Genomic DNA, 22,056 nt, shown 5'->3' on the forward strand with positions numbered 1-22,056 from the left:
GACCATGAGCTTTTTCACGCCTCCACCTACCGTCGAAACGACTATCTTCACGCGCCTGCCGGATCATTTCCGCAAACCTAAGAAAAATTCATGGAGCGACGCCAATCGTGGAGGGCAGCCTATCGATTCCTTCCTCGAAGGTCCATCGTTTGATCGTCAGGGCCGACTGTATGTCACCGATATCCCGTACGGTCGTATTTTCCGCATCTCGCGGGAAGGCGAGTGGGAGTTGGTCACAGAATACGACGGTTGGCCCAACGGTCTGAAGATCGACAAGAACGGCCGCATCGTCATCACCGATTACAAGCGCGGGTTGGTGCAATTAAATCCAGACACCGGAGAAGTCTCGCCGCTGCTGGAGACTGTAGGTTCGGAAGGCTTCAAAGGCGTCAACGATTTGGTGTTCGGACCGGCCGGCGAGATCTACTTCACTGATCAGGGCCAGACCGGCCTGCAGGATCCGACCGGGCGCGTCTATCGCCTTTCTCCCGACGGTCAGCTGAGCTGCCTTATCAACACCATTCCCAGCCCAAATGGCATCGTCTACGACCCGACGCTGAATCACCTGCTGGTGGCGGTGACCCGCGCGCAGCAGATCTGGCGCATTCCCTTGCACAACAGCGGCGTGGTGGGCAAGGTTGGCGTGTTCGCCAATCTTCACGGTGGCCTGGCCGGTCCTGACGGCTTAGCGTTGGATGCTGAGAGTTGCCTTTACATCGCCCACACCGGCTTCGGCTCGATCTGGCGCCTTTCCAAATTCGCTGAACCCTTGCTACGGATCCGTTCCAATGCAGGTATCTCGACCACAAATCTGGCTTTCGGTGGACCGGACGGAAAGAGCCTATTCATCACCGAATCGCAGACCGGTTCAATCCTGTGCGCCGGCGTGTCGACGCCAGGTCTGCCCATGTATTCGCACGCCTGACGATGTGCGCACAATTAATCCAGCCAACAACCGTTTTAGCAAAGGACTCCCATGGCTTTGCTGTAGTTGCTACTGAAGTACGCAATCTTGTTCAACGATCTTCTAGCGCAGCCAAGGAAATTAAAAGCCTGATCAACGACTCCGTTGGGCAAGTAGAGGACGGTAGTCAACTGGTAGATCAGGCAGGGACCACCATGTCTCAAATTTCGGATTCAGTAAAAAAAGTCGCTTTGATCATGCGCGACATAGCAACTGCAAGCCAAGAGCAAAGTACCGGAATACAGGAAATCAATCGTGCTGTTTCGATGACGGATGATGGTACGCAACAAAATGCTGCGCTGGTGGAACAGGCAGCTGCAGCGGCGCAATCACTTCAGGACCAAGCGAATGCTTTGTCCAAAGTTGTTGGTCAGTTCAAGCTGTAGCATTTCTGTTGATTTGCTTATGGAATTGAGCTTATCCAATTTAGTTCGCTGGAAAAAATCGCATCGGCAATGGAAGAGTTCACCTCTATTGTTAAACAGAATGCAGACAACACACGTCAAGTGAATTTCTGCTTGGATTTCGTCGCAGCGGATTCGTGAGCAAGTCTTCGTTCATAACGCTGCGACACTTTACGGATTCGATGCTTAGCAATCAGATAAGTCAGCCGATAACAATTGAGAAGAACATAGAGGAGTTTTGAATGAGAAAAATTTATCAAAAGGGCTTGGCGTCATTAATTTTAGCGAACATGTGCTTGAACCTTCATGCCCAACCGGCCCAAAACGGACACGCGATCATTCATGGAGCAGAGGGAGATTCGACGACACCGATGGAATTGACGGGCGAAGCAATTGTTTTGAAGGAAGGGAAAGCCGGTGTGTTCTCAACGCAAATTGTTGGTTCGCTACAAGAATCCGGCGTATATGTTACGCGCGTCCGGCTCGCACCGAATGCCAAGAATGATCCGCATTTCCATCCAGATGGACGGTTCACAACAGTTATCGCTGGCACCATCTATTATGGTCGAGGCAACGTGGTCGACACGGAACTTGCTCACGTATTTCATGCTGGGGATGTCTATTACACGCCCGCTGAAACCGCACACTGGCTTTATGCCGGCGCGGATGGCGCGGTGTATGATGAAGTTGGTTTTGGTCCGTCTTCTGCAACACCAGTTGCACCGAATAAATAGTAGCGAGTTGCGCTGCTGATATTTTTTACAACCTAGGGAAATAACTAAAGAAGACTAGGGCCTCGTCAACACGGGGCGTGTGCATAATTTTGTGTAAACGTGCATTGGCAGGAAACTGTCGTCTTGTCCGGAAATGGTTGTAGCCGGAAGGGGGGAGCCAATATGATTTCAACAAGCTCCTTGAGTGGCTGGAAAATCCGACGATCATTCCCGCTGATAGAACTGCATACGAAAGGAATCGGAATCTCTTTTACGTGGCTTGTTCGCTCCCAAAGAAGCGGCTCGCGGTTCTATTCACGCAAAAGCTGTCTGATTCGGCCCTCGTACGTCTTGATAAGCTTTTCGGAAAAGAAAACGTCCGTGAGCTCCAAATTTAACCCAGCCGTTAAATCCCAAACTTTGCTTCTAGCATCCCTGAAAATGGTGAAATGCAGGCCGTCATTTCTGGCTGTATGTTGGCATGCTTATGACTGCTCCAAAGTGCGAAAAACATAGGGCGAAAGCAAAAAATGGGGCTGCTTCAGGTTTCTAGTAAATGGGTGTTAATTTGCGCCGAAAACTGATAATGATCTATATTTGTCGACATCTGCCGCAGTAGTTAGCATCTTTGTTCTACGAGTCGGCGCGTAGTTAGCAACTTTATTGGCCAGTTAGCATCTTTGTTCTGACGGACCAGCTGTTCGACGTTCCATCGAAGCCCCATGATCGCAAGCAGTCTGGCGCAGACCTTCGCCGGTATTGCTCGACCAGCTACTGCTGACAGGTAGCATGCTTTGCCATGAATGGCGCGTGTCTCTTCACGGCATAACGTCGTATTGAACCCAGTCACCACCCTACAGATATGGCCGTCGCCAAAAAGCACGTATCGATGTTTTCGACTTTAATTGTAAGGAATAGTAGCCGTTGGGACATAAGTTTGTCGCAGATAAAGCGATGCCCCTTTTCGTTTTCACATGAAATTTGCACCAGAACCTGCGCAGTTATCCATTCCACTAATATCTGTCCTCCCAATTTACGGACAATTTTGGTCATTTTGGTCTGTCACGGATTTGTAGCCCCTCGTGACAGACTTTATTATCGCGTGACAGACTTTATTAGTCATTATCACAAATATTGCAGGCTATGGAATACCCTATTCGACAGTAACCGACTTAGCCAGATTCCGCGGCTTATCCACATCCGTCCCCCGCGCCAACGCCGTGTGATACGACAGCAGCTGCAACGGTACCACATGCAAAATCGGCGACAGCAAGCCATAGTTTTCCGGCAAGCGGATCACGTGTACGCCTTCGCTAGACTTGATGTGCGAATCGGCATCGGCAAACACGTAGAGCTGGCCGCCGCGCGCGCGTACTTCTTGCATGTTGGATTTGAGCTTTTCGATCAGCGCGTCATTCGGCGCCACCGTCACTACCGGCATTTCTTCCGTCACCAGCGCCAATGGGCCGTGCTTGAGTTCGCCGGCGGCGTAGGCTTCGGCGTGGATGTAGGTGATTTCCTTGAGTTTCAAGGCGCCTTCCAGGGCGATCGGATAGTGGATGCCGCGGCCCAGGAACAGGGCGTTTTCCTTACGGGCGAAGGCTTCGGCCCAAGCCACGATGTGCGGTTCCAGCGCCAGCACGCTTTGCAGCGCGGCAGGCAGGTGGCGCATGGCTTTCAGGTGGGCGGCCTCTTCTTCATCGCTGAGACGGCCTTTGCTTTGCGCCAGCGCCAGGGTCAGCAGGAACAGTGCGGCTAACTGAGTGGTGAAGGCTTTGGTCGAGGCGACGCCGACTTCGACGCCGGCACGGGTGATGTAGGCCAGCGCGCATTCTCGCACCATGGCGCTGGTGGCGACGTTGCAGATGGTCAGCGTGTGCAGCATGCCTAATCCGCGCGCGTGCTTGAGCGCGGCCAGGGTGTCGGCGGTTTCGCCGCTTTGCGAAATGGTGACCACTAGCGAGTTCGGATTCGGCACGCTGTCGCGGTAGCGGTATTCGCTGGCGATCTCGACGTTGACCGGAATCTTGGCGACCGATTCGATCCAGTATTTGGCCGTCAGGCCGGCGTAGTAGCTGGTGCCGCAAGCCAGGATCAGGACTGAATCAATCTGTTTGAAAACGTTGAAGGCGCCGTCGCCGAACAGTTCCGGCATGATGCCGGTGACGCCTTCCAGGGTATCGGCAATGGCGCGCGGCTGTTCGAAAATTTCCTTTTGCATGTAGTGCTGGTAGGGGCCGAGTTCGACCGCGCTGCTGTAGGCATGCACGGTTTTCACTTCGCGCTCGACGGCCTTGCCGGCGGCGTCGACGATCCAGACGCGTTGCAATTGCAGGTCGACGACGTCGCCTTCTTCCAGGTAGATGATCTGGTCGGTGGTGCCGGCCAGCGCCATGGCGTCCGAGGCGACGAAGTTCTGGCCCTGGCCGACGCCGACGATCAGCGGCGAGCCCTGGCGCGCGGCGACCACGCGATGCGGTTCATCGACGCAGAATACGGCGATCGCATAGGCGCCGGTCAGGCGTTTGACGGCCTGCTGCACGGTGGCGAACAGGTCGCCGCTGTACATGTGGTCGACCAGGTGGGCGATTACTTCGGTGTCGGTCTGGCTTTCAAAGTGATAGCCGGCCGCTTGCAGTTCGGCGCGCAGCTCGTCGTGGTTTTCGATGATGCCGTTGTGGACCAGGGCGATGCGGTCGCGCGAGAAATGCGGGTGGGCGTTGTGGGTGGCCGGCGCGCCGTGGGTGGCCCAGCGGGTGTGGGCGATGCCGGTGAAGCCGGACAAGTGCGCCTTCTCGACCTGGATTTCGAGATCGGCCACGCGCGAAGTGCTGCGCGAACGCTGCAGCTTGCCGTCGATATGCAAGGCGACGCCGCAGGAATCGTAGCCGCGGTACTCGAGCCGTTTCAGCCCTTCCAGCAGGATAGGAGTGACATTAATTTGAGCAACTGCTGCGACGATACCGCACATGGTCTTTTCCTCATCAAAAGGTGAAATTCAAGAATAGGCGTATCTTAGGCGAGCGGCTGTGAAATAAATAATCTATATGAGTAAAAATATCGTCATATATTTCATCATATAAATGTAGTGAAATAATATTTCATATATATTCATGTATATCAAATAAATTGCATATTCCCATATGGAAATTACCCTAGACGAGCTGGACAAGCGGATTTTGAATGCCTTGCAGGCCGACGCCGCACAAACCAACCACCAGTTGGCGCAGCAGGTGCATGCCTCGGCGCCGACCTGCTTGCGGCGCGTCAAGCGCCTGACCGATGCCGGCATCATCCTGCGGCAGGTGGCGATCGTGGCGCCGGACAAGGTCGGCGCCGGCCTGACCGCTATCGTCGAAGTTACGCTCGACAACCAGGCCGACGAGCGGCTGGTGGAATTTGAAGCGTTGGTGGCGGCTGAGCCGCTGCTGCTGCAATGCTACCGGGTCTCGCCGGGGCCGGATTTCGTCCTGGTGGTGCAGGTGGCGGACATGGCGGCCTACCATGCGCTGGCGCACCAGCTGTTTGCAGCGCAAAAGAATGTGCGTAATGTGCGCTCTTATTTTTCTATCCACCGCAGCAAGTTTGAGACCCGGCTGGCGGTATAGAAATTGTAGGGTGGGCTGATCTTCTGCCCACGCGGTAGGCAATTCTGGCATAAGCGACGGTCCGCGTGGGCACAGGTGCCCACCCTACCAGCGCATTTACGTCTTGATTACTTCTTGATCTTCACCGGCCGCTGCCAATTGTCGATGGTGACCTGGCGCGCACGCGAGACGGTCAGCTTGCCTTCCGGCGCGTCCTTGGTCAGCGTGGTGCCGGCGCCGAGCGTGGCACCCTTGCCGACGCGCACCGGCGCCACCAGCTGGCTGTTGCTGCCGATAAAGGCGTCGTCTTCTATGATGGTGCGGAATTTGTTGGCGCCGTCGTAGTTGCAGGTGATGGTGCCGGCGCCGATGTTGACGCGCGAACCGACCGTGGCGTCGCCGACATAGGCCAGGTGGTTGGCCTTGCTGTGCGCGGCGATCTGGCTGTTCTTGACTTCGACGAAGTTGCCGATGTGGACGTCTTCGCCCAGCTCGGTGCCCGGGCGCAGCCTTGCGTAAGGACCGATCTGCGACGCGGCGCCGACCATCGCATCTTCGATATGGCAGAAGGGTTTGATGTTGGCGCCGCGGCCGATGCTGGCATTCTTGATGACGCAATGGGCGCCGATCACGGCGCCGTCTTCGATGCGGACATCGCCTTCGAAGATGCAGCCGACGTCAATGCTGACATCGCGGCCGCAGCTCAACGCGCCACGTACATCCAACCGTGCCGGATCGAGCAGGGTGACGCCTTGTTCCAGCAGGCGGTTGGCGATGCTGCGCTGGTGAATGCGCTCCAGTTCGGCCAACTGCACCTTGCTGTTGACGCCCAGGGTTTCCCACACGGCGTCGGGCTGGGCCGATACCACCGGCGTGCCGCTGGCGACGGCGCTGGCGACGATGTCGGTCAAATAGTATTCGCCCTGTGCGTTATTGTTGGATAGGTTGGCTAGCCACTCTTTGAGCTGGCGGGTCGGCGCCACCATGATGCCGGTGTTGCATTCGGTGATGGCGCGTTCGGCGGCGTCGGCGTCTTTCTGTTCGACGATGCGAGTGATCTTGCCGTCTTCACGCACGATGCGGCCGTAGCCGGTCGGATCGGCCATCTGCACGGTCAGGATCGCCAGCTGGTCGGCGCCGGCGGCATCGACCAGGCGTTGCAGCGTGGCGCTGGAAGTGAGCGGCACGTCGCCGTACAGCACCAGCGTCGGCACGTTGTCATCCAGCAGTGGCACGGCCTGGGCCACTGCGTGGCCGGTGCCGAGCTGCGGCTCTTGCTTGGCGAACTTGAGGTCGGCGCCATTGATCTGCTTCAGTACTGCATCGCCGCCATGGCCGTAGATGATGCAGAGCCTGGTTGGCGACAAGCTGCGCGCGGTATCGACCACATGCTCCAGCAATGATTTTCCGGCTAATGGGTGTAACACTTTCGGCAGCGCCGACTGCATGCGTTTGCCCATGCCTGCGGCGAGGATGACGACGTTCATAGAGACACTTTGCGAATAAGGAAGAGAGAAGGCTTGGGCCAAGACACCATGCCGTGCTTTGCCGTGCTGCGGTTCTGGATAAAACCACAAGAGAAAATTTTAGCATGCGGCGGCATCGCGGCGACAGATAGTTGAGTATTTGCCACTATGGCTGTCGATTTTTGAATCAGAGGAATTTTATCGGCGACTACAGAAAGACGATCTGGTCATTGCCGCTGCTTGCTAGGATGCCGCTGGCGCCTTGACGGCGCCGGCGGCAATTGCGGATCGGAAGATCAGTAGTGTTGCCAGAAACCGCCCGAGAAGGCCCAGCCGTTGCCATTGCGGACCCAGTGGCCGGGCGCCCAGAAATAGCCGTCGCGGCGCGCTTCCCAATGGCCGTTGACCCAGTCGTGGCGGCCGTTGTTCCAGCGCCAGTAGCCAGCGATCCAGACATGGTCAGGGCTAGGCGCCGCTGTCATGATTTCCACCCGCGGCGGCGGTGGCGCGACATTGATCACGATCGGTGCGCTGTTGTAGGTATTGTTGATCTGCACCCAGCGGCCGGGATGGAAATTCCATTGGCCGCCGTCATTGCTCCAGTAGGCGTGCTGGAAAACCATGTTCGGGCGCGATTGCTCCCAATGGCCGTTATTCCAGACGTAGCGGTTGTTTTCCCACTTCCAGTGGCCGGCGATCCAGTAGGAATCCGGATAGGGCGCCGGCGGCACCACTTCCACCAGCGGCGCCGGCGGCGCCTGTACTACTTTTACTTCACGGTATTCGACCCGGGTGCGCGGCGGTTCGACCACGCAGCCCGCCAGCGACACCGTGGCGGCGGCGACGGCGGACAATACCAGGTAACGCTGAAAACGACGGCGGTTCATTTTTGTCTCCCAAAATAAAGATCCCGCGTATTAGAACGTTTTGCCGTGCGGAATGAATACAGGCATTACAAATGCTTGCAATTTATCCCTGCGCAAGGCCCGCCGGAGCGGCTTGCGAGGCATTCGTGGGTCGCTTGCGGCGGCTCAGGCTTCGTCTTTGATATTGGTATTGGGACCGTTTTTCTTGACGGCGTGGATGCCGGCGTCGCGCGCGCTGGTGGTGCTGTACATCTGGCTGCTGCCGATGACCTGATGGTTGGCTGCTTTCAGGTTGAAATAGAAGCGGCCGTTGGAAGCCTGGTTGCGGCTATAGCGGTCGTCCTGGGTGCTGTTGCTCTGCACCGAGGCGATGCCGTTTTCGGCGGATGCCTTGGCGACATACATCTCGCTGTTGAGCACCACTTCGCCGTTGTCAGAGTAGAGCAGGAAGTAAAACTGTCCATCCACAGACTTCTTGAGTACATAGGACCCTGCCATTGAGCTTCTCCTGATTGGTTGCGGACGAAGCGGCGACGAATTAGCTGTCTGGCCGCTCGTCCGCTTTGATTATATAGCTCTGGCGGCGAATGCAATACTGTTGCTTATTTAGCTAAATGCGTATCTAAATGCGTGCCTAACTGCGCGTCCAACTGCACATCCAACTGTGCACCTGATTGCACGACTGCCTGCAGCGGAATGATGCTGGAGACCGTGGCGCCGGTGGGCGTTGAGCAGGGATCGTCGTCAAAGGCGATATCGCCGTTGGGGTCGGCGATGCCGCTGGCCTTGAGGCCGGTGAAGCCGAACAGGTTGCGGTCCATCAGGTGCGATGGCGCCACCGTCGACAGCGAAGCGAAAACGTTGTCGACCCGTCCAGGGAATTTCTTTTCCCATTCGCGCAGCATGCCCTTGATCTGCTTGCGCTGCAGGTTTTCCTGGCTGCCGCAGAGGTCGCAGGGAATGATCGGGAACTGCTTGACCTCGGCGTAGCGGATCAAATCGGCTTCCTTGACGTAGGCCAGCGGCCGGATGACGATCTGCTTGCCGTCGTCCGACTGCAGCTTGGCCGGCATGCTCTTCAGTTTGCCGCCGAAAAACATGTTGAGGAAGAAGGTTTCCATGATGTCGTCGCGGTGGTGGCCGAGGGCGACTTTGGTCGCGCCCAGTTCCGTGGCGACGCGGTACAGAATGCCGCGCCGCAGGCGTGAACAGAGCGAGCAGGTGGTTTTGCCTTCCGGGATCAGGCGCTTGACGATGCTGTAGGTGTCCTGGTTTTCGATGTGATAGGCGACGCCCAGCTTGTCCAGGTAGGCCGGCAGGATGTGGTCGGGGAAGTTCGGTTGCTTCTGGTCGAGGTTGACGGCGACGATCTCGAAATTGATCGGCGCCCGTTCGCGCAAGGTCATCAGGATGTCGAGCAGGGCGTAGCTATCCTTGCCGCCGGACAGGCAGACCATCACCTTGTCGCCGTCTTCGATCATGTTGAAATCGCCGATCGCCTGGCCGACCTGGCGGCACAGGCGCTTGTGCAGCTTGTTGTTTTCGTGGGCGATCTTTTCAGCGCTCTTGTGGCTGGGCGCGCTGGCGGCGTCATGTGCCGGCAAGGGCTGGCTTACTGCGGATAATTGGTCTTGCATATGGACTTCCTGCTTCTAGAAATGATTCGTGGCGCTGCTGCGTTGACTTGTGTTGACTTGCGCTGCTCAGGCTTTCGGCTTGATGCGGAATACTTCGACGCCGACCGAATGGCAATCGGGATAGGCGTCCGGCTTTTCCGTGGAGACCCGTACCGCGCGCACGCGCGGATGCTGCAGCAGCGCGCTGACGAGGTCGTCGCACAAGGTTTCCTGCAAATGGATATGACCCTGGGCCATGCGCTTGGCCACGGTATTGCGCATAAAATTGTAATCCAGCACGTCATCCATATGGTCTTTGGTCGGGGTCGACAAAGCCAGCGGCACGAACAGGTCGACATTGATCAGCGCGCGCTGGGTGCCTTGTTTTTCAGATTCGTAGACGCCGATATTGATCTGCACTTCGTAGTCGCGCAGGAACAGGCGACGGCAATCGCTAAGGTCGGGATGGATGAGTGCGGAGAGCATGGCTTTTTCAGTGAGGTTGGAACAGCGGGCCGGAAGCGGTGCTCTGGTCCCGTGGATGAGGATGCAAATGCTGGCCGCCATCGACCAGCAGCGTGCTGCCGGTAATGGCGGAAGAGGCGGCGGCAAAACAGACCGCCGCGGCAATGTCTTCCAAAGCGGCCGGATCGACGGCCGGCAGCGCCGGCGCAATGCCGACTACCCGCAGCTGCGGCGCCAGGGCTTGCGCCAGCAAGGTGGTGGCGCTGTGCAGCGCTGCTTTGGACAAAGTATAGGATAAATAATCCGGCTGCGGATTGAACAGTTTCTGGTCCAGCAGGTTGATCACCACCGCCTGCGCACCCGGTGTCTTGCAGGTCAGCGCATGCAGTTCCTGCGCCAGCTGCAGCGGCGCCGCCAGGTTGGTTTGCATGTGGCGCGCCAGGCCGGCCGGCGAAAATGCTGTCGCCGTATCGTGCTCGACATGGCTGGCGTTGTTGACCAGGCAACGGACTTCGCCCAGTGCCGTGGCGACCGCCGGCAGCAAGCTGCTGACGTCTTTGTCATCGCTCAGGCGGCAGCGCATTGCGGCTGCCTTGACGCCCAGCGCCTGGCATTCCTGCAGCAGCACTACCAACGCAGGCGGCACGCTGTCTTCCTGATAATGCAAGGCCAGTTGCCAGCCCTGCCGCGCCAGCGCCAGCGCGATGGCGCGGCCGAGCGTGCTGGCGGCATCGGTGACAAGGGCTACGGCATGATCGGCGGTTATTCTGGTTGGCATAATGACAAACTGGATTAAGAGACTACTTTTGCGCAGGGTGCGGGCGTTATCTCCTACAATAGCGCCATGCAACTGCAATTACCCGAAGCTTCGGTCGAAGCACAGCGCGCATCGCGCCTGTTACACAATCTGATCGGCACTGACATCCGCCTGCAGCAGGGCTGGATTTCGTTCGCACGTTATATGGAACTGCTGCTGTACGCGCCGGATCTCGGTTATTACAGCGGCGGCGCAGCAAAATTGGGCAAAGACGGTGATTTTACAACCGCGCCCGAGATTACGCCGCTTTTTGGCGCAACTTTGGCGCAATTGACAACAGAGTTGCTGGCTTCATCGCCTGCGCTCAAGCCGCAGATCCTCGAATTCGGCGCCGGCAGCGGCCAACTGGCCTTCGACATCCTGAGCGAACTGGCCGCCGGCGGCGCTGCGGCGCAACCTTTACAAGCCTATTACATCGTCGAGCTGTCTGCTGAACTGCGCGCGCGCCAGCAGCTCAAGCTGCGCGATTTCCCCCAAGTCCAGTGGCTCGACCGCTTGCCCGAGGCATTTTCCGGTGTGGTGCTGGGCAACGAAGTGCTGGATGCCATGCCGGTGGAACTGGTGCTGCTGGGCGAGCAAGGCCAGGGCTGGCTGCAGCGCGGGGTTGGGCTCATTGGCGAAAATGATCAATTTGTCTACATCGACCGGCCGGCCGGTCCGACGCTGATTGCCCAGATCCCTGATGCCGACACGCTGGTGCCCGGCCACCTGACCGAAGTGCATCCGGTTGCCATCGGTTTCATGCATTCGGTAGCAGCGATGTTGAAAGCCGGGCAGGGCGGGATCGCCATTTTCCTCGACTACGGTTTCCCGGCGGCGGAATACTATCTGCAACAACGCGACCAGGGCACGCTGATGTGCCATTACCGCCATCACGCCCATCCCGATCCCTTCTATCTGCCGGGTTTGCAGGATGTGACCGCGCATGTTGATTTCACCGCCATGGCAAGGGCCGCACTGGATTCGGGCCTGGAGCTGCTGGGTTACACCAGCCAGGCTGCCTTTTTGCTGGAAGCCGGCATCGGTCAGCTGCTGTTGCGTACGCCGCCGGAGAATGCATTACAGTATCTGCCGCAGGCTAACGCCATGCAAAAACTGGTGTCGCCGGCCGAAATGGGCGAGCTGTTCAAGGTGCTGGCGGTTGGCGTCGGCGCCGAATTGCCCGCGCGCTTCAGCCGCCATGACCGCAGTCATCGCCTGTAGCCTTATGACCATCTTTCGTGAAAGCGCCGCATGATCCGCTGGATGCTGGTGATTTTCGTTGCCGTGATTGTCTTTTCCAGCGCCTTGCCCTGGCTGGAAAAGCTCGGCCTCGGCCGCCTGCCCGGCGATGTGCGCTTCACCCTGTTCGGCAAGAATTTCTCGCTGCCGTTCGCCTCGACTGTCCTGCTGTCGACCGTGATTTTCCTGCTGGTGCGGATATTGTAGGGTGGGCACAGCGTGCCCACGCGTGACGCCGAAGTACAGGGCGGCCCGTTCGTGCAGAAACCAGCGGGAATTTCCGCGTGGGCACGCTGTGCCCACCCTACCTTAAATCGCGAATAGCTGATCGAGCAGCTGCGGCGGTCGCGCAATCACTGCACGCTTGCGGTAGACCACGATAAGCCGCTGCAACAGTTTCGGATGTGCCGCCAGGGCTGCCAGCAAGCCAGCGTCATCGGCCTGCGCCAGGCCGAGCGCCGCATATTCCGGCTCGTTGTCGCGCACCATGGCGCGCACCGGACCACCGAGTGTCCGGTGCAAATCCTGCAGCTGCGCCAGCGTCAGCGGTGTCTTCTGATAGTCGACGATTTCCAGCGCAAGTTTTTTCTCATTGCTGAATTGTTCTGCCAGCGTCAAGGCTTCGCGCGATTTCGAGCAGCGCGGGTTGTGATAGATCGTGATCATTTATTTAGCTTCTTGTGTCGTCTCATCCAGCGGTACAACTTCATCGTCCCAGCCGCTGGCGGGCATATCCTCGCGCAGGATGCGGTCGTGCGCAAACATTTCTTCCAGCTCTTCGCGCGCCTGCTTGGCGATCGAGACGATCTGCTGCTGGTCTTTCTGGTGCGGATACATGTCGTGCAGGGTTTGCAGGTTGTGGGCGCGGAACTTCATCGCTGCCTGGCGCGCCCGGTAGGCGCCGAAACCGAGCTTGCGCAGGGCTTCGCGGCCCAGCAGCAGGGCTGATTCGAAAGTTTCGCGTTCGATCACGGTGACGCCCAGGTCCATCAAATCAAAATAATGGGTGACGTTGCGGGCGCGGGCGATGATCTGCAGGTCGGGGAATTCCTGGCGCACCGCCGCCACCAGCTTCAGGCTGCCTTCGATATCGTCCAGCGCCACCACCAGCAGGCGCGCCTTGGCGATGCCGGCCGCGTGCATCAGGTCGATGCGGGTGGCGTCGCCGTAGAACACCTTGAAGCCGAATTTGCGCAACAGTTCGATCTGGTCTGGATCGTGGTCGAGCACGGTCAGGCCGATCTTGTTGGCGTGCAGCAGGCGGCCGATGATCTGGCCGAAGCGGCCGAAGCCGGCGATGATCACCGGGTTTTCATTGTCGTCGATATCGTCGTCCGGACGTTTTTGCAGTTTCAGGAAATAGGGTGCAATGACTTTGTCGTACAGCACCAGCAACAGCGGTGTGGTGACCATCGACAAGGCTACCACCACCACCAGGATGGAAGATGTCTCTTCGGAAAAGACGCGTGCGGTGGCGGCTGCGCCGAACACCACGAAGGCGAATTCGCCGCCTTGCGAGAGCAGCGCGGCGAACAGGAATTGCTGGGCGCGGGCGATACGGAACACTTTGCTGAGCAGGAACAGGACAGTCAGCTTGATCGCCAGAAAGCCCGCCACCAGGCCCACAATCAGCCAAGGCTGGCTCAGCAGCAGGCCGAAGTCGACCGACATGCCGACCGCAATGAAGAACAATCCCAGCAGCAAGCCCTTGAACGGCTCCAGGTCGGTTTCCAGCGCATGGCGGTATTCCGAGTCGGCCAGCAGGACGCCGGCCAGGAAGCTGCCCAAGGCCATCGACATGCCGACCGATTCCATCAGCAGACCGATGGCGATCACCAGCAATAATGCAAAGGCAGTAAAGATTTCCCGCAGTCCGGTGCGGGCAATCATGCGCATCAGGGGCCGCACCAGGTAGCGGCCGCCGACGATCAGGGTGGCGATCACCGCCAGCACTTTCAGGCCGCCGATCCAGCCCTCGCCGCTGCCATGGGCAACCGCGACGCCGAGCAGCGGCACGATGGCGATCATGGGGATGGCGGCGATGTCCTGGAACAGCAGGATGGCGAAGCCGGCGCGGCCGGCCGGGGTGCCGTTGAGCTTGCGCTCGTTGATGGTGGCGAGCGCGATCGCGGTGGAGGAGAGCGACATGCCGAGGGCGGCGATGAGCGCGGTTTTCCAGTCGACGCCGACCGCCACCGCGGCACTGAACAGCGCCAGCGACACCAGCGCCACCTGCGCCGTGCCCCAGCCGAAAATCGAACGCCGCAGCGACCACAGGCGCTTCGGTTCGAGTTCCAGGCCGATCATGAACAGCAGCAGCACCACGCCGAATTCGGAGAAGTGCAGGATGTCTTCGACATTGTCGATCAGGCGCAAGCCCCAGGGGCCGATGGCCATGCCGGCCAGCAGGTAGCCGAGCACTGCGCCCAGGCCGAAGCGCTTGGCGATAGGCACTGCGGCGACTGCCGCCGCCAGGTAGATCAAGGCATTGAATAAGAGACTTTGTTCCATGGGCTCAGGTACCGGTTAATGGCGCAGTGGTAGTGGCTGTGGCTGCAGGCAGTTCGGGCCAGTTGGGATAGCGCGACAGGCGCTTCTTGTAGGTGTCTATGTAGGCTGCCAGGGCTTGCTGGTTGACCTGGTGGGCGCCGAACAGCAGATGCGGCGGCAGCCAGCGCATGCCGCACAGTTCAGCGGTCTGCTGGTAGGGCGGCAGGAAGGCGGAGAACGGCCGCTGGTTATGTCCTTCCGGCTGGTAGGAACGCTCGGAACCGCCCAGGGTGGCGACCAGCCAGAAATCCTTGCCGCGCAAGGCGTCGCCGCCGGGGCCGTAGGCCCAGCCCGGGGTGAACACCGAATCGACCCATTGCTTCAACAGCGCCGGCATGCTGTACCACTGCACCGGGTGCTGGAACACGATCAGGTCTGCCTCTTGCAGCAGCGCCTGCTCGCGCCGCACCGGGATATGGAAATCGGGATACAGCTCATAGAGATCGTGTACCTTGACGTTTTGCAGCTTGGCGGCGGCTTGCGCCAGGCGGCGGTTGACGCGCGAATGGTGCGGCGTCGGGTGCGCGTACAGGATCAGGATTTGCGGTGGTTTAGACATGTCGGCAAGGCGTTGTATGTAATCAAAATCGAAAGGAAAATATTGGGCAAATGCCTGAATCTGGATGAACTGATCGCGAAAAGCATGCTCACATGCTAATCGAGCCTATACTTTGGCAAACAGTTTTTTGATCGGCGTGACCGGGTGCTGTGGTGTTTTACGCGCAGCCACATGCTAGTGCAGTGCTGCGCAAATAATGAAACTTCATAAACGCCATCTAGCCGACCGCGTCTTTTCGCGCCATGCGTCGTTGCAAATCCTCGCGATAGACCCGCTATCGCTCCGGTTTGCGCGGGGCGGCCATCCGCCTAGCCTGGCACGAAAATACACCATTTCTGAAGCTCCATTATTTGCGAAGCACTACACTACAGTACTTTCTCAAACATTTTTACTTCTGACAATTCCTAACAAATATGTCCGACACTAAACCGAGCGATCCGGCCAGCGAGCCTGTCAATTCTGTTCCGGAGGGGACGTTCGAACCTCTGCCAGCCGCAACGCCTCAGCCGAGTCCTGCCGAGCCTAGCCAAGCCGAGCCGACAGCGGAAGCCGCCAAAGAGGCGCCCCAACCGCAAGCTGCCGCACCCCAGCCTCCGCCACAACCGGCCGCCTTCAGGGCCGCCGGCCCCGGCGACGATGGTTCCCCTCCTTGGCCGCAAACCTGGAAGCTGATCGCGGCGCGTTTCCGCGCGCTGTCGGACAAGGCCGGCCGGCGCATGATGCAGCGGACCCTGAAGATCGGCATCTCGGCGCGTATCTTCCATCCGGAAGAAGGCGCCAAGGGTTTGCGCGGGCGCACCCTGCAATACCTGGAAGAATCGATTGCGCAATGGGTCATGTCGCGCAATGTACTGGTATTCATGATTCCTACCGTCAATACCAACGGCCTGGTCCATCCCAGCTCGATCCGCCTGCGCGACTATGCCAAGCACCTCGACGGCCTGGTGCTGCAGGGCGGCGCCGACGTCTCGCCGCAGAGTTATGCGCAGGCTGCGACGCGGCCGGAGTGGGGCGGCGACCGCGTGCGCGACATGTACGAACTGGAGCTGCTGCACGAATTCATCGAGGCCGGCAAGCCGGTGCTGGGGATCTGCCGCGGTTGCCAATTAATCAACGTGGCTTTCGGCGGCACCTTGTATCAGGACATCGCCACCGATGTGCCGACCTCGATCAAGCACGTCAACGACGAGTACGACCGTTTGCACCATGCAATCCAGTTCCCACCGGGTTCCTCTTTGGCAACTTTGTTCAATACGCATGGCGGCGAGCAGAATGAATGGGTGGTCAACTCCATCCATCACCAGGCGGTGCGTGACCTCGGGCGCGACCTGACGGTGGAAGCGATTTCCGGCAGCGACAATATTGTCGAGGCAATTCGTTACCGCAAGGCAGCGTTTGTCATGGGTTTGCAGTGGCATCCGGAATTCCATCGGGCCGGCGGTCCGCAGTTGCTGGATTGCACTCCAATCCTCGACGGATTTTTAAGAGCTGCACGCGAGACGCGTTTCTGATATTATCTCGCGCCTTGGCCGGTGAAGTGTTTATACGCTTTTTCCCGATTTCGGCCAGGCCTGAAGGTAATGCGACGGGGAAATTGAAAAAAACTAAGAAATATTTAGAAGAAATCGATTTCCATAGTTGACACTCAAGGGGTGCTTTACTATAATCTGGGGTTCCCTGCGGAGAGGTGGCCGAGTGGTTAATGGCAGCAGACTGTAAATCTGCCCTCTTACGAGTACGCTGGTTCGAATCCAGCCCTCTCCACCATTTTGGGAAGTAGTGCAGAGCAGTAGTTGTAAAGAATATTGCGGCGGTAGAAGTGAAGTGAGCTGAATTGAAATGATCTCGCGGGTGTAGCTCAATGGTAGAGCTGAAGCCTTCCAAGCTTATGACGAGGGTTCGATTCCCTTCACCCGCTCCAGTAGATTTGGCAAGAACATCAAGTTGGGCGTGTTGTTAATAAATGAAGCACGCGTACAGCATAGCCCTTGTAGCTCAGTGGTAGAGCACTCCCTTGGTAAGGGAGAGGCCACGTGTTCGATCCACGTCAAGGGCACCAGATTTAGTATCTCGGGTATATCCCGTTTGTAGTTAGCGGCTCCGGCAGCCGTAAAGTTGGATGTCACTAATGATTCGGGTTTTCAATTCGAGTTTTCAAACTGTAAGACGGTCGGGCGCTGGCCTGAACATTCTCATCAAATCTTTAGGAGTCTAAGATGGCAAAAGGCAAGTTTGAGCGGACCAAGCCGCACGTCAACGTCGGCACTATTGGCCACGTCGACCACGGCAAGACCACGCTGACAGCAGCGATCGCGACAGTATTGTCGAAGAAATTTGGCGGCGAAGCCAAAGCGTACGATCAGATTGACGCAGCGCCAGAAGAAAAAGCGCGCGGCATCACGATCAACACAGCGCACGTTGAATACGAAACTGCCAACCGCCACTACGCGCACGTTGACTGCCCAGGCCATGCTGACTATGTGAAAAACATGATCACTGGTGCTGCACAGATGGACGGTGCGATCCTGGTTTGCTCGGCAGCTGACGGCCCGATGCCACAGACACGCGAACACATCCTGCTGTCGCGTCAAGTTGGCGTGCCATACATCATCGTGTTCCTGAACAAGGCTGACATGGTCGACGACGAAGAGTTGCTCGAGCTGGTCGAAATGGAAGTGCGCGAGCTGTTGACCAAGTACGAATTCCCAGGCGACGACCTGCCAATCATCAAGGGTTCGGCGAAGCTGGCTCTGGAAGGCGACACTGGCCCATTGGGCGAGCAAGCCATCATGGCTCTGGCAGAAGCGCTGGACACTTACATCCCGACACCGGAACGTGCTGTTGACGGCGCCTTCCTGCTGCCAGTGGAAGACGTGTTCTCGATCTCCGGCCGCGGTACAGTTGTGACCGGTCGTGTTGAGCGCGGTATCGTCAAGGTTGGCGAAGCCCTGCAGATCGTTGGTATCCGTGATACACAAGATACAACATGTACTGGCGTTGAAATGTTCCGCAAGCTGCTGGACCAAGGTCAAGCAGGCGACAACGTTGGTGTGTTGCTGCGCGGTACCAAGCGTGAAGACGTAGAGCGGGGCCAAGTATTGGCCAAGCCGAACTCGATCAAGCCACACAAGCATTTCACTGGCGAGATCTATGTTCTGTCGAAAGACGAAGGCGGCCGTCATACACCATTCTTCAACAACTATCGTCCACAGTTCTACTTCCGTACAACGGACGTGACTGGTTCGATCGAGTTGCCGAAAGACAAAGAAATGGTCATGCCAGGCGATAACGTGTCGATCACAGTGATGCTGATCAACCCGATCGCGATGGAAGAAGGTCTGCGTTTCGCGATCCGCGAAGGTGGCCGTACTGTTGGTGCAGGCGTTGTTGCCAAGATCCTGCCTGACGCGTAATTGAAATAGCAGTAATCGCCGCGACCCGGGAAAACCGGTCTCGCGGCGTTAATGTCTGATCGGTAAGCAAGAAGTTGCCAAGCAGCCGGTCAGGAAAGAGTTTTAAGCGTAGGGGTGTAGCTCAATTGGCAGAGCGCCGGTCTCCAAAACCGGAGGTTGGGGGTTCGATGCCCTCCGCCCCTGCCACCGATTCAGGTGTAGGGTACTGAAAGTAAACAGCGTATGTCTAACCACCCTGTGCAAACTGTCGGCGAAGCCGGCAGCAAGCTCAAAGTAATACTGGCAGTTTTGGCTGTCGTCGCCGGCGTTGTCGGCTTTTATTTTTTGTCGGGCCAGTCTGGTCTGGTGCGCACCGGCGCTCTGGTTGCCGGTTTGGTGGTGGCAGTCGCACTCGCATGGACTTCGACGCAAGGCCGTGAATTCGTTGGTTTCGCCAAAGAAGCTGTGCGCGAGACGAAAAAGGTAGTCTGGCCGACACGCAAGGAAGCGATGCAGATCACTGCCATCGTTTTCGCATTTGTGCTGGTGATGGCGATTTTCCTTTGGGGTATCGATAAGATCCTCGAGGTCTTGTTGTACGACGTGATATTGGGTTGGAAACAATAATGAGCGATAGCACACAAAACGATGCGCAAGCAACGCCGCCTGCTGTAACGCCTTCGGCGCCAGCGGGCAAAAAGCGCTGGTATGTGGTGCATGCTTATTCCGGTATGGAAAAGAGCGTGCAACGCGCGCTGACCGAGCGGATCGACCGCGCCGGAATGCAAGAACAGTTCGGCCAGATCCTGGTGCCGACTGAAGAAGTAATTGAAGTCAAGAATGGCCAGAAAGCCGTTACCGAACGTCGCTTTTTCCCAGGTTATGTCCTGGTCGAGATGGAGATGACGGACGAAACCTGGCATCTGGTCAAGAACACCAACAAGGTGACCGGTTTCATCGGCGGCAAGTCGAACAAGCCTACACCGATTCCGCAGCATGAAGTCGACAAGATCATGCAGCAGATGCAAGACGGCATCGAGAAGCCACGGCCTAAGGTTCTGTACGAAGTCGGCGAGCTGGTGCGTATCAAGGAAGGTGCTTTCACCGACTTCAACGGCAACGTCGAAGAAGTGAATTACGAGAAATCGCGCGTACGCGTGACCGTCACCATCTTCGGCCGCGCTACGCCGGTTGAGCTGGAATTCGACAAGGTCGAAAAAGTCTAAGCAGGTTCAGGCGAATTTAAGAATAAGCGCCGTTCGGAGCGTCATGGGCGAAAGTCCAAGGAATCCGATGCAGTAAGAGGAGCCCTATTACATCTTCCCATTTATCCGGGCGGATCCAAAAGGCGCTAATACTCACTTAACGTAGGAGCCATCATGGCAAAGAAAATCATTGGTTTTATCAAGCTGCAAGTTCCAGCTGGTAAAGCAAACCCATCCCCACCGATTGGTCCAGCACTGGGTCAGCGCGGTCTGAACATCATGGAATTCTGTAAGGCATTCAATGCCCAGACCCAAGGCGTTGAGCCGGGCCTGCCAATTCCAGTCGTGATCACCGCGTTCGCTGACAAGTCCTTCACATTCGTGATGAAGACTCCTCCAGCAACGATCCTGATCAAGAAGGCTGCTGGCATCACCAAGGGTTCGGCTACGCCGCATACCACTAAGGTTGGTTCGATCACCCGTAAGCAAGCAGAAGAAATCGCTACCTTGAAGAAGCCCGATTTGACTGGTGCTGATCTGGAAGCCGGCGTTCGTACTATCGCTGGTTCTGCTCGTTCGATGGGCATCACGGTGGAGGGTCTGTAATGGCTAAGTTAACTAAACGCGCAAAAGCGATCAAAGCTAAAGTTGATCGCACCAAGGCATATCCATTCGACAACGCTGTTGCGTTGATCAAGGAATGCGCAACTGCAAAATTCAACGAATCGATCGATGTGTCCGTCCAGCTGGGCGTTGATGCAAAGAAATCGGACCAAGTGGTTCGCGGTTCCGTCGTGCTGCCAGCCGGCACCGGCAAGACCGTTCGCGTTGCAGTATTTGCTTCCGGCGAAAAAGCCGAGCAAGCTAAAGCTGCCGGCGCCGACATCGTTGGCATGGAAGACCTGGCTGAGCAAATCAAAGCCGGCAACATGCCTTTCGACATCGTCATCGCATCGCCAGACACCATGCGTATCGTTGGTACCCTGGGTCAGATCCTGGGCCCACGCGGCCTGATGCCGAATCCGAAGGTCGGTACTGTTACTCCTGACGTTGCTACTGCCGTCAAGAACGCAAAAGCCGGTCAAGTGCAATACCGTACCGACAAAGCCGGTATCGTTCACGCAACCATCGGCCGTAAATCGTTTAGCGATGCAGAACTGAAGTCCAACTTGTTGGCACTGATCGACGCATTGAGCAAAGCAAAGCCAGCCACCAGCAAGGGTGTATACCTGCGCAAGATCTCGATGTCTTCGACCATGGGCGCTGGCGTCCGTATCGATCAATCGACTCTGGCTGCTTAAAGCTTTGGTATTGCGGGACAGAGTTGAGCGTAGCGGTACTCTGTCCTCAACTGATTAAGAATTAAGTCCTGGTGGCGAAAGCCGGCAGGCGAATCTTTGGGCTGGACCTGTATTGGCGGTAACGATGCAGGTCCAGGCAATCAAAGACCGTTGGGCGGCGTGCCGCAGCAGCTTTTAAGCCGCGGCACAAAGTTAAATCGCGCAAGCAACCCAACGCAGATGGTGTACCCGAACAAGTTTTGTAGTCTCATCGCTGCGTGTTGGTTCACTCTGAGTCATGCGCAAGTTCTGAACTCCTAACTTCGGACGCCGTGTTCGAACCGATGTGAGGTAAGCAGCCATTTGCGGTTGTGTAATATCCGAGCATCATTTTTGGAGGTTGATCTTGAGTCTCAATCTGAATGACAAAAAGGCCGTAGTCGCCGAAGTCTCTGCAAAAGTTGCAAATGCACAGACTATCGTCGTGGCCGAATATCGTGGCATCCAGGTTGGTCACTTGACCCAACTGCGCGCTAATGCGCGTACCCAGGGTGTGTACTTGCGTGTATTGAAAAATACACTGGCACGTCGCGCCGTTGAAGGTACCGCGTTTGCCGACCTCGCCAAAGACATGACCGGCCCGTTGATCTATTCGATCTCCGAGGACGCCGTTGCTGCTGCAAAAGTCATCAACGACTTTGCAAAAACCAACGACAAACTGGTCGTCAAGGCAGGTAACTTCGCTGGCAAGTCGCTTGATAAAGCGGCTGTGCAAGCGTTGGCAAACATTCCAAGTCGCGAAGTTCTGCTGGCCCAAGTTGTGGGCATGATGCAGATGCCGATCGCTGGATTTGTGCGTGGTTTGGCTGCTCTGGCAGCAAAGAAAGAAGCCGAAGCTGCTTAATTGCAGTTTCATGGCGCTTTCTTGGCGTTAAAACCAATCAGATGTTA

The 22,056-nt window shown here is 57.3% G+C and carries 22 protein-coding genes, 4 tRNA genes and 1 pseudogene; 17 read left to right on the forward strand and 10 right to left on the reverse strand.

Annotated features, from left to right (window positions below; genetic code table 11):
- The first annotated feature begins 4 nt into the window (after positions 1 to 4).
- The 3 genes and pseudogenes from CPter91_RS02045 (at position 5) to CPter91_RS25540 (ending at position 2,102) form a co-directional block, all read left to right on the forward strand.
- Positions 5 to 925 (forward strand): SMP-30/gluconolactonase/LRE family protein, encoded by a 921-nt coding sequence (locus tag CPter91_RS02045; RefSeq protein ID WP_061936296.1) that lies wholly within the window; start codon positions 5 to 7, stop codon positions 923 to 925.
- Between the two features lie 41 nt (positions 926 to 966).
- Positions 967 to 1,350: pseudogene (locus CPter91_RS02050) on the forward strand (methyl-accepting chemotaxis protein); the annotation flags it as partial.
- Positions 1,351 to 1,610: 260 nt separating this feature from the next.
- The gene (locus tag CPter91_RS25540) at positions 1,611 to 2,102 is read left to right on the forward strand and encodes a cupin domain-containing protein (RefSeq protein WP_082792548.1); all 492 of its coding nucleotides are present in this window, start codon (positions 1,611 to 1,613) and stop codon (positions 2,100 to 2,102) included.
- 1,132 nt (positions 2,103 to 3,234) lie between these two features.
- On the opposite strand, the gene glmS is transcribed toward CPter91_RS25540, so the two are convergent.
- A complete protein-coding gene (gene glmS, locus CPter91_RS02060) occupies positions 3,235 to 5,052 on the reverse strand; it encodes a glutamine--fructose-6-phosphate transaminase (isomerizing) (protein WP_061936305.1) in 1,818 nt (605 codons plus the stop codon).
- 172 nt (positions 5,053 to 5,224) lie between these two features.
- Here glmS and CPter91_RS02065 point away from each other — a divergent pair, with 172 nt between their 5' ends.
- Entirely contained in the window at positions 5,225 to 5,689 is a 465-nt protein-coding gene (locus CPter91_RS02065) for an Lrp/AsnC family transcriptional regulator (RefSeq protein WP_061936307.1), read from the forward strand.
- A 107-nt stretch (positions 5,690 to 5,796) separates the two neighbouring features.
- Here CPter91_RS02065 and glmU read toward each other — a convergent pair whose 3' ends face one another.
- The 6 genes from glmU to CPter91_RS02095 form a co-directional block, all read right to left on the reverse strand.
- Positions 5,797 to 7,155: a bifunctional UDP-N-acetylglucosamine diphosphorylase/glucosamine-1-phosphate N-acetyltransferase GlmU gene (gene glmU, locus CPter91_RS02070; protein WP_061936310.1), complete on the reverse strand. Its 1,359-nt coding sequence runs from the start codon at positions 7,153 to 7,155 to the stop codon at positions 5,797 to 5,799.
- A gap of 275 nt (positions 7,156 to 7,430) precedes the next feature.
- Positions 7,431 to 8,021, reverse strand: a complete 591-nt coding sequence (locus CPter91_RS02075; protein WP_061936313.1) for a YXWGXW repeat-containing protein — start codon at positions 8,019 to 8,021, stop codon at positions 7,431 to 7,433.
- Between the two features lie 144 nt (positions 8,022 to 8,165).
- Entirely contained in the window at positions 8,166 to 8,498 is a 333-nt protein-coding gene (locus tag CPter91_RS02080) for a YegP family protein (protein ID WP_061936316.1), read from the reverse strand.
- A gap of 104 nt (positions 8,499 to 8,602) precedes the next feature.
- Positions 8,603 to 9,637, reverse strand: coding sequence for a tRNA 2-thiocytidine(32) synthetase TtcA (gene ttcA / locus CPter91_RS02085; protein WP_236905922.1), 1,035 nt, complete (start codon positions 9,635 to 9,637; stop codon positions 8,603 to 8,605).
- Positions 9,638 to 9,703: 66 nt separating this feature from the next.
- A complete protein-coding gene (locus CPter91_RS02090; RefSeq protein ID WP_061936319.1) occupies positions 9,704 to 10,102 on the reverse strand; it encodes a dihydroneopterin aldolase in 399 nt (132 codons plus the stop codon).
- 7 nt (positions 10,103 to 10,109) lie between these two features.
- Positions 10,110 to 10,859, reverse strand: a complete 750-nt coding sequence (locus CPter91_RS02095) for an SDR family oxidoreductase (protein ID WP_061936321.1) — start codon at positions 10,857 to 10,859, stop codon at positions 10,110 to 10,112.
- 66 nt (positions 10,860 to 10,925) lie between these two features.
- Here CPter91_RS02095 and CPter91_RS02100 point away from each other — a divergent pair, with 66 nt between their 5' ends.
- Both CPter91_RS02100 and CPter91_RS02105 read left to right on the forward strand, forming a co-directional pair.
- A complete protein-coding gene (locus CPter91_RS02100) occupies positions 10,926 to 12,101 on the forward strand; it encodes a class I SAM-dependent methyltransferase (protein WP_061936324.1) in 1,176 nt (391 codons plus the stop codon).
- Between the two features lie 30 nt (positions 12,102 to 12,131).
- Positions 12,132 to 12,326 carry a DUF2905 domain-containing protein gene (locus tag CPter91_RS02105; protein WP_061936327.1) on the forward strand — a complete coding sequence of 65 codons (195 nt, stop codon included), beginning with the start codon at positions 12,132 to 12,134 and terminating at the stop codon, positions 12,324 to 12,326.
- 102 nt (positions 12,327 to 12,428) lie between these two features.
- On the opposite strand, the gene CPter91_RS02110 is transcribed toward CPter91_RS02105, so the two are convergent.
- Genes CPter91_RS02110 through kefF form a run of 3 tightly spaced genes read right to left on the reverse strand, consistent with a single transcriptional unit; the run spans position 12,429 to position 15,228 of the window.
- Positions 12,429 to 12,785 carry an ArsC/Spx/MgsR family protein gene (locus CPter91_RS02110; protein WP_061936330.1) on the reverse strand — a complete coding sequence of 119 codons (357 nt, stop codon included), beginning with the start codon at positions 12,783 to 12,785 and terminating at the stop codon, positions 12,429 to 12,431.
- Positions 12,786 to 14,630 (reverse strand): glutathione-regulated potassium-efflux system protein KefC, encoded by a 1,845-nt coding sequence (kefC, locus tag CPter91_RS02115; RefSeq protein ID WP_061936333.1) that lies wholly within the window; start codon positions 14,628 to 14,630, stop codon positions 12,786 to 12,788.
- Positions 14,631 to 14,634: 4 nt separating this feature from the next.
- Positions 14,635 to 15,228, reverse strand: a complete 594-nt coding sequence (gene kefF, locus CPter91_RS02120; protein WP_061936336.1) for a glutathione-regulated potassium-efflux system oxidoreductase KefF — start codon at positions 15,226 to 15,228, stop codon at positions 14,635 to 14,637.
- Positions 15,229 to 15,641: 413 nt separating this feature from the next.
- Between kefF and CPter91_RS02125 the strand changes: the two genes are divergently transcribed.
- The 11 genes from CPter91_RS02125 (at position 15,642) to rplJ (ending at position 22,009) form a co-directional block, all read left to right on the forward strand.
- Complete coding sequence (locus tag CPter91_RS02125; RefSeq protein WP_061936339.1) at positions 15,642 to 16,739, forward strand: gamma-glutamyl-gamma-aminobutyrate hydrolase family protein; 1,098 nt, start codon at positions 15,642 to 15,644, stop codon at positions 16,737 to 16,739.
- A gap of 170 nt (positions 16,740 to 16,909) precedes the next feature.
- Positions 16,910 to 16,995, forward strand: a tRNA-Tyr gene (locus CPter91_RS02130).
- Positions 16,996 to 17,075: 80 nt separating this feature from the next.
- A tRNA-Gly gene (locus CPter91_RS02135) sits at positions 17,076 to 17,149 on the forward strand.
- A gap of 63 nt (positions 17,150 to 17,212) precedes the next feature.
- Positions 17,213 to 17,287 (forward strand) — tRNA-Thr (locus tag CPter91_RS02140).
- Positions 17,288 to 17,444: 157 nt separating this feature from the next.
- Complete coding sequence (tuf, locus tag CPter91_RS02145) at positions 17,445 to 18,641, forward strand: elongation factor Tu (RefSeq protein WP_061936342.1); 1,197 nt, start codon at positions 17,445 to 17,447, stop codon at positions 18,639 to 18,641.
- Positions 18,642 to 18,751: 110 nt separating this feature from the next.
- Positions 18,752 to 18,827, forward strand: a tRNA-Trp gene (locus CPter91_RS02150).
- 36 nt (positions 18,828 to 18,863) lie between these two features.
- Positions 18,864 to 19,247 carry a preprotein translocase subunit SecE gene (gene secE / locus CPter91_RS02155; RefSeq protein WP_061936345.1) on the forward strand — a complete coding sequence of 128 codons (384 nt, stop codon included), beginning with the start codon at positions 18,864 to 18,866 and terminating at the stop codon, positions 19,245 to 19,247.
- Entirely contained in the window at positions 19,247 to 19,846 is a 600-nt protein-coding gene (nusG, locus tag CPter91_RS02160) for a transcription termination/antitermination protein NusG (protein WP_061936347.1), read from the forward strand. Before secE ends, nusG begins: the two co-directional genes overlap by 1 nt.
- Before the next feature lie 153 nt (positions 19,847 to 19,999).
- Positions 20,000 to 20,431, forward strand: coding sequence for a 50S ribosomal protein L11 (rplK, locus tag CPter91_RS02165; RefSeq protein WP_014004382.1), 432 nt, complete (start codon positions 20,000 to 20,002; stop codon positions 20,429 to 20,431).
- Positions 20,431 to 21,126: a 50S ribosomal protein L1 gene (rplA, locus tag CPter91_RS02170; RefSeq protein ID WP_061936350.1), complete on the forward strand. Its 696-nt coding sequence runs from the start codon at positions 20,431 to 20,433 to the stop codon at positions 21,124 to 21,126. The genes rplK and rplA overlap by 1 nt, the downstream gene beginning before the upstream one ends.
- A 385-nt stretch (positions 21,127 to 21,511) precedes the next feature.
- On the forward strand, positions 21,512 to 22,009 hold the full coding sequence (gene rplJ / locus CPter91_RS02175; RefSeq protein ID WP_061538663.1) for a 50S ribosomal protein L10: 498 nt from the start codon (positions 21,512 to 21,514) through the stop codon (positions 22,007 to 22,009).
- The last annotated feature ends 47 nt before the right edge of the window (positions 22,010 to 22,056 follow it).

This window comes from Collimonas pratensis (assembly GCF_001584185.1).
Classification (GTDB): Bacteria; Pseudomonadota; Gammaproteobacteria; order Burkholderiales; family Burkholderiaceae_D; genus Collimonas; species Collimonas pratensis.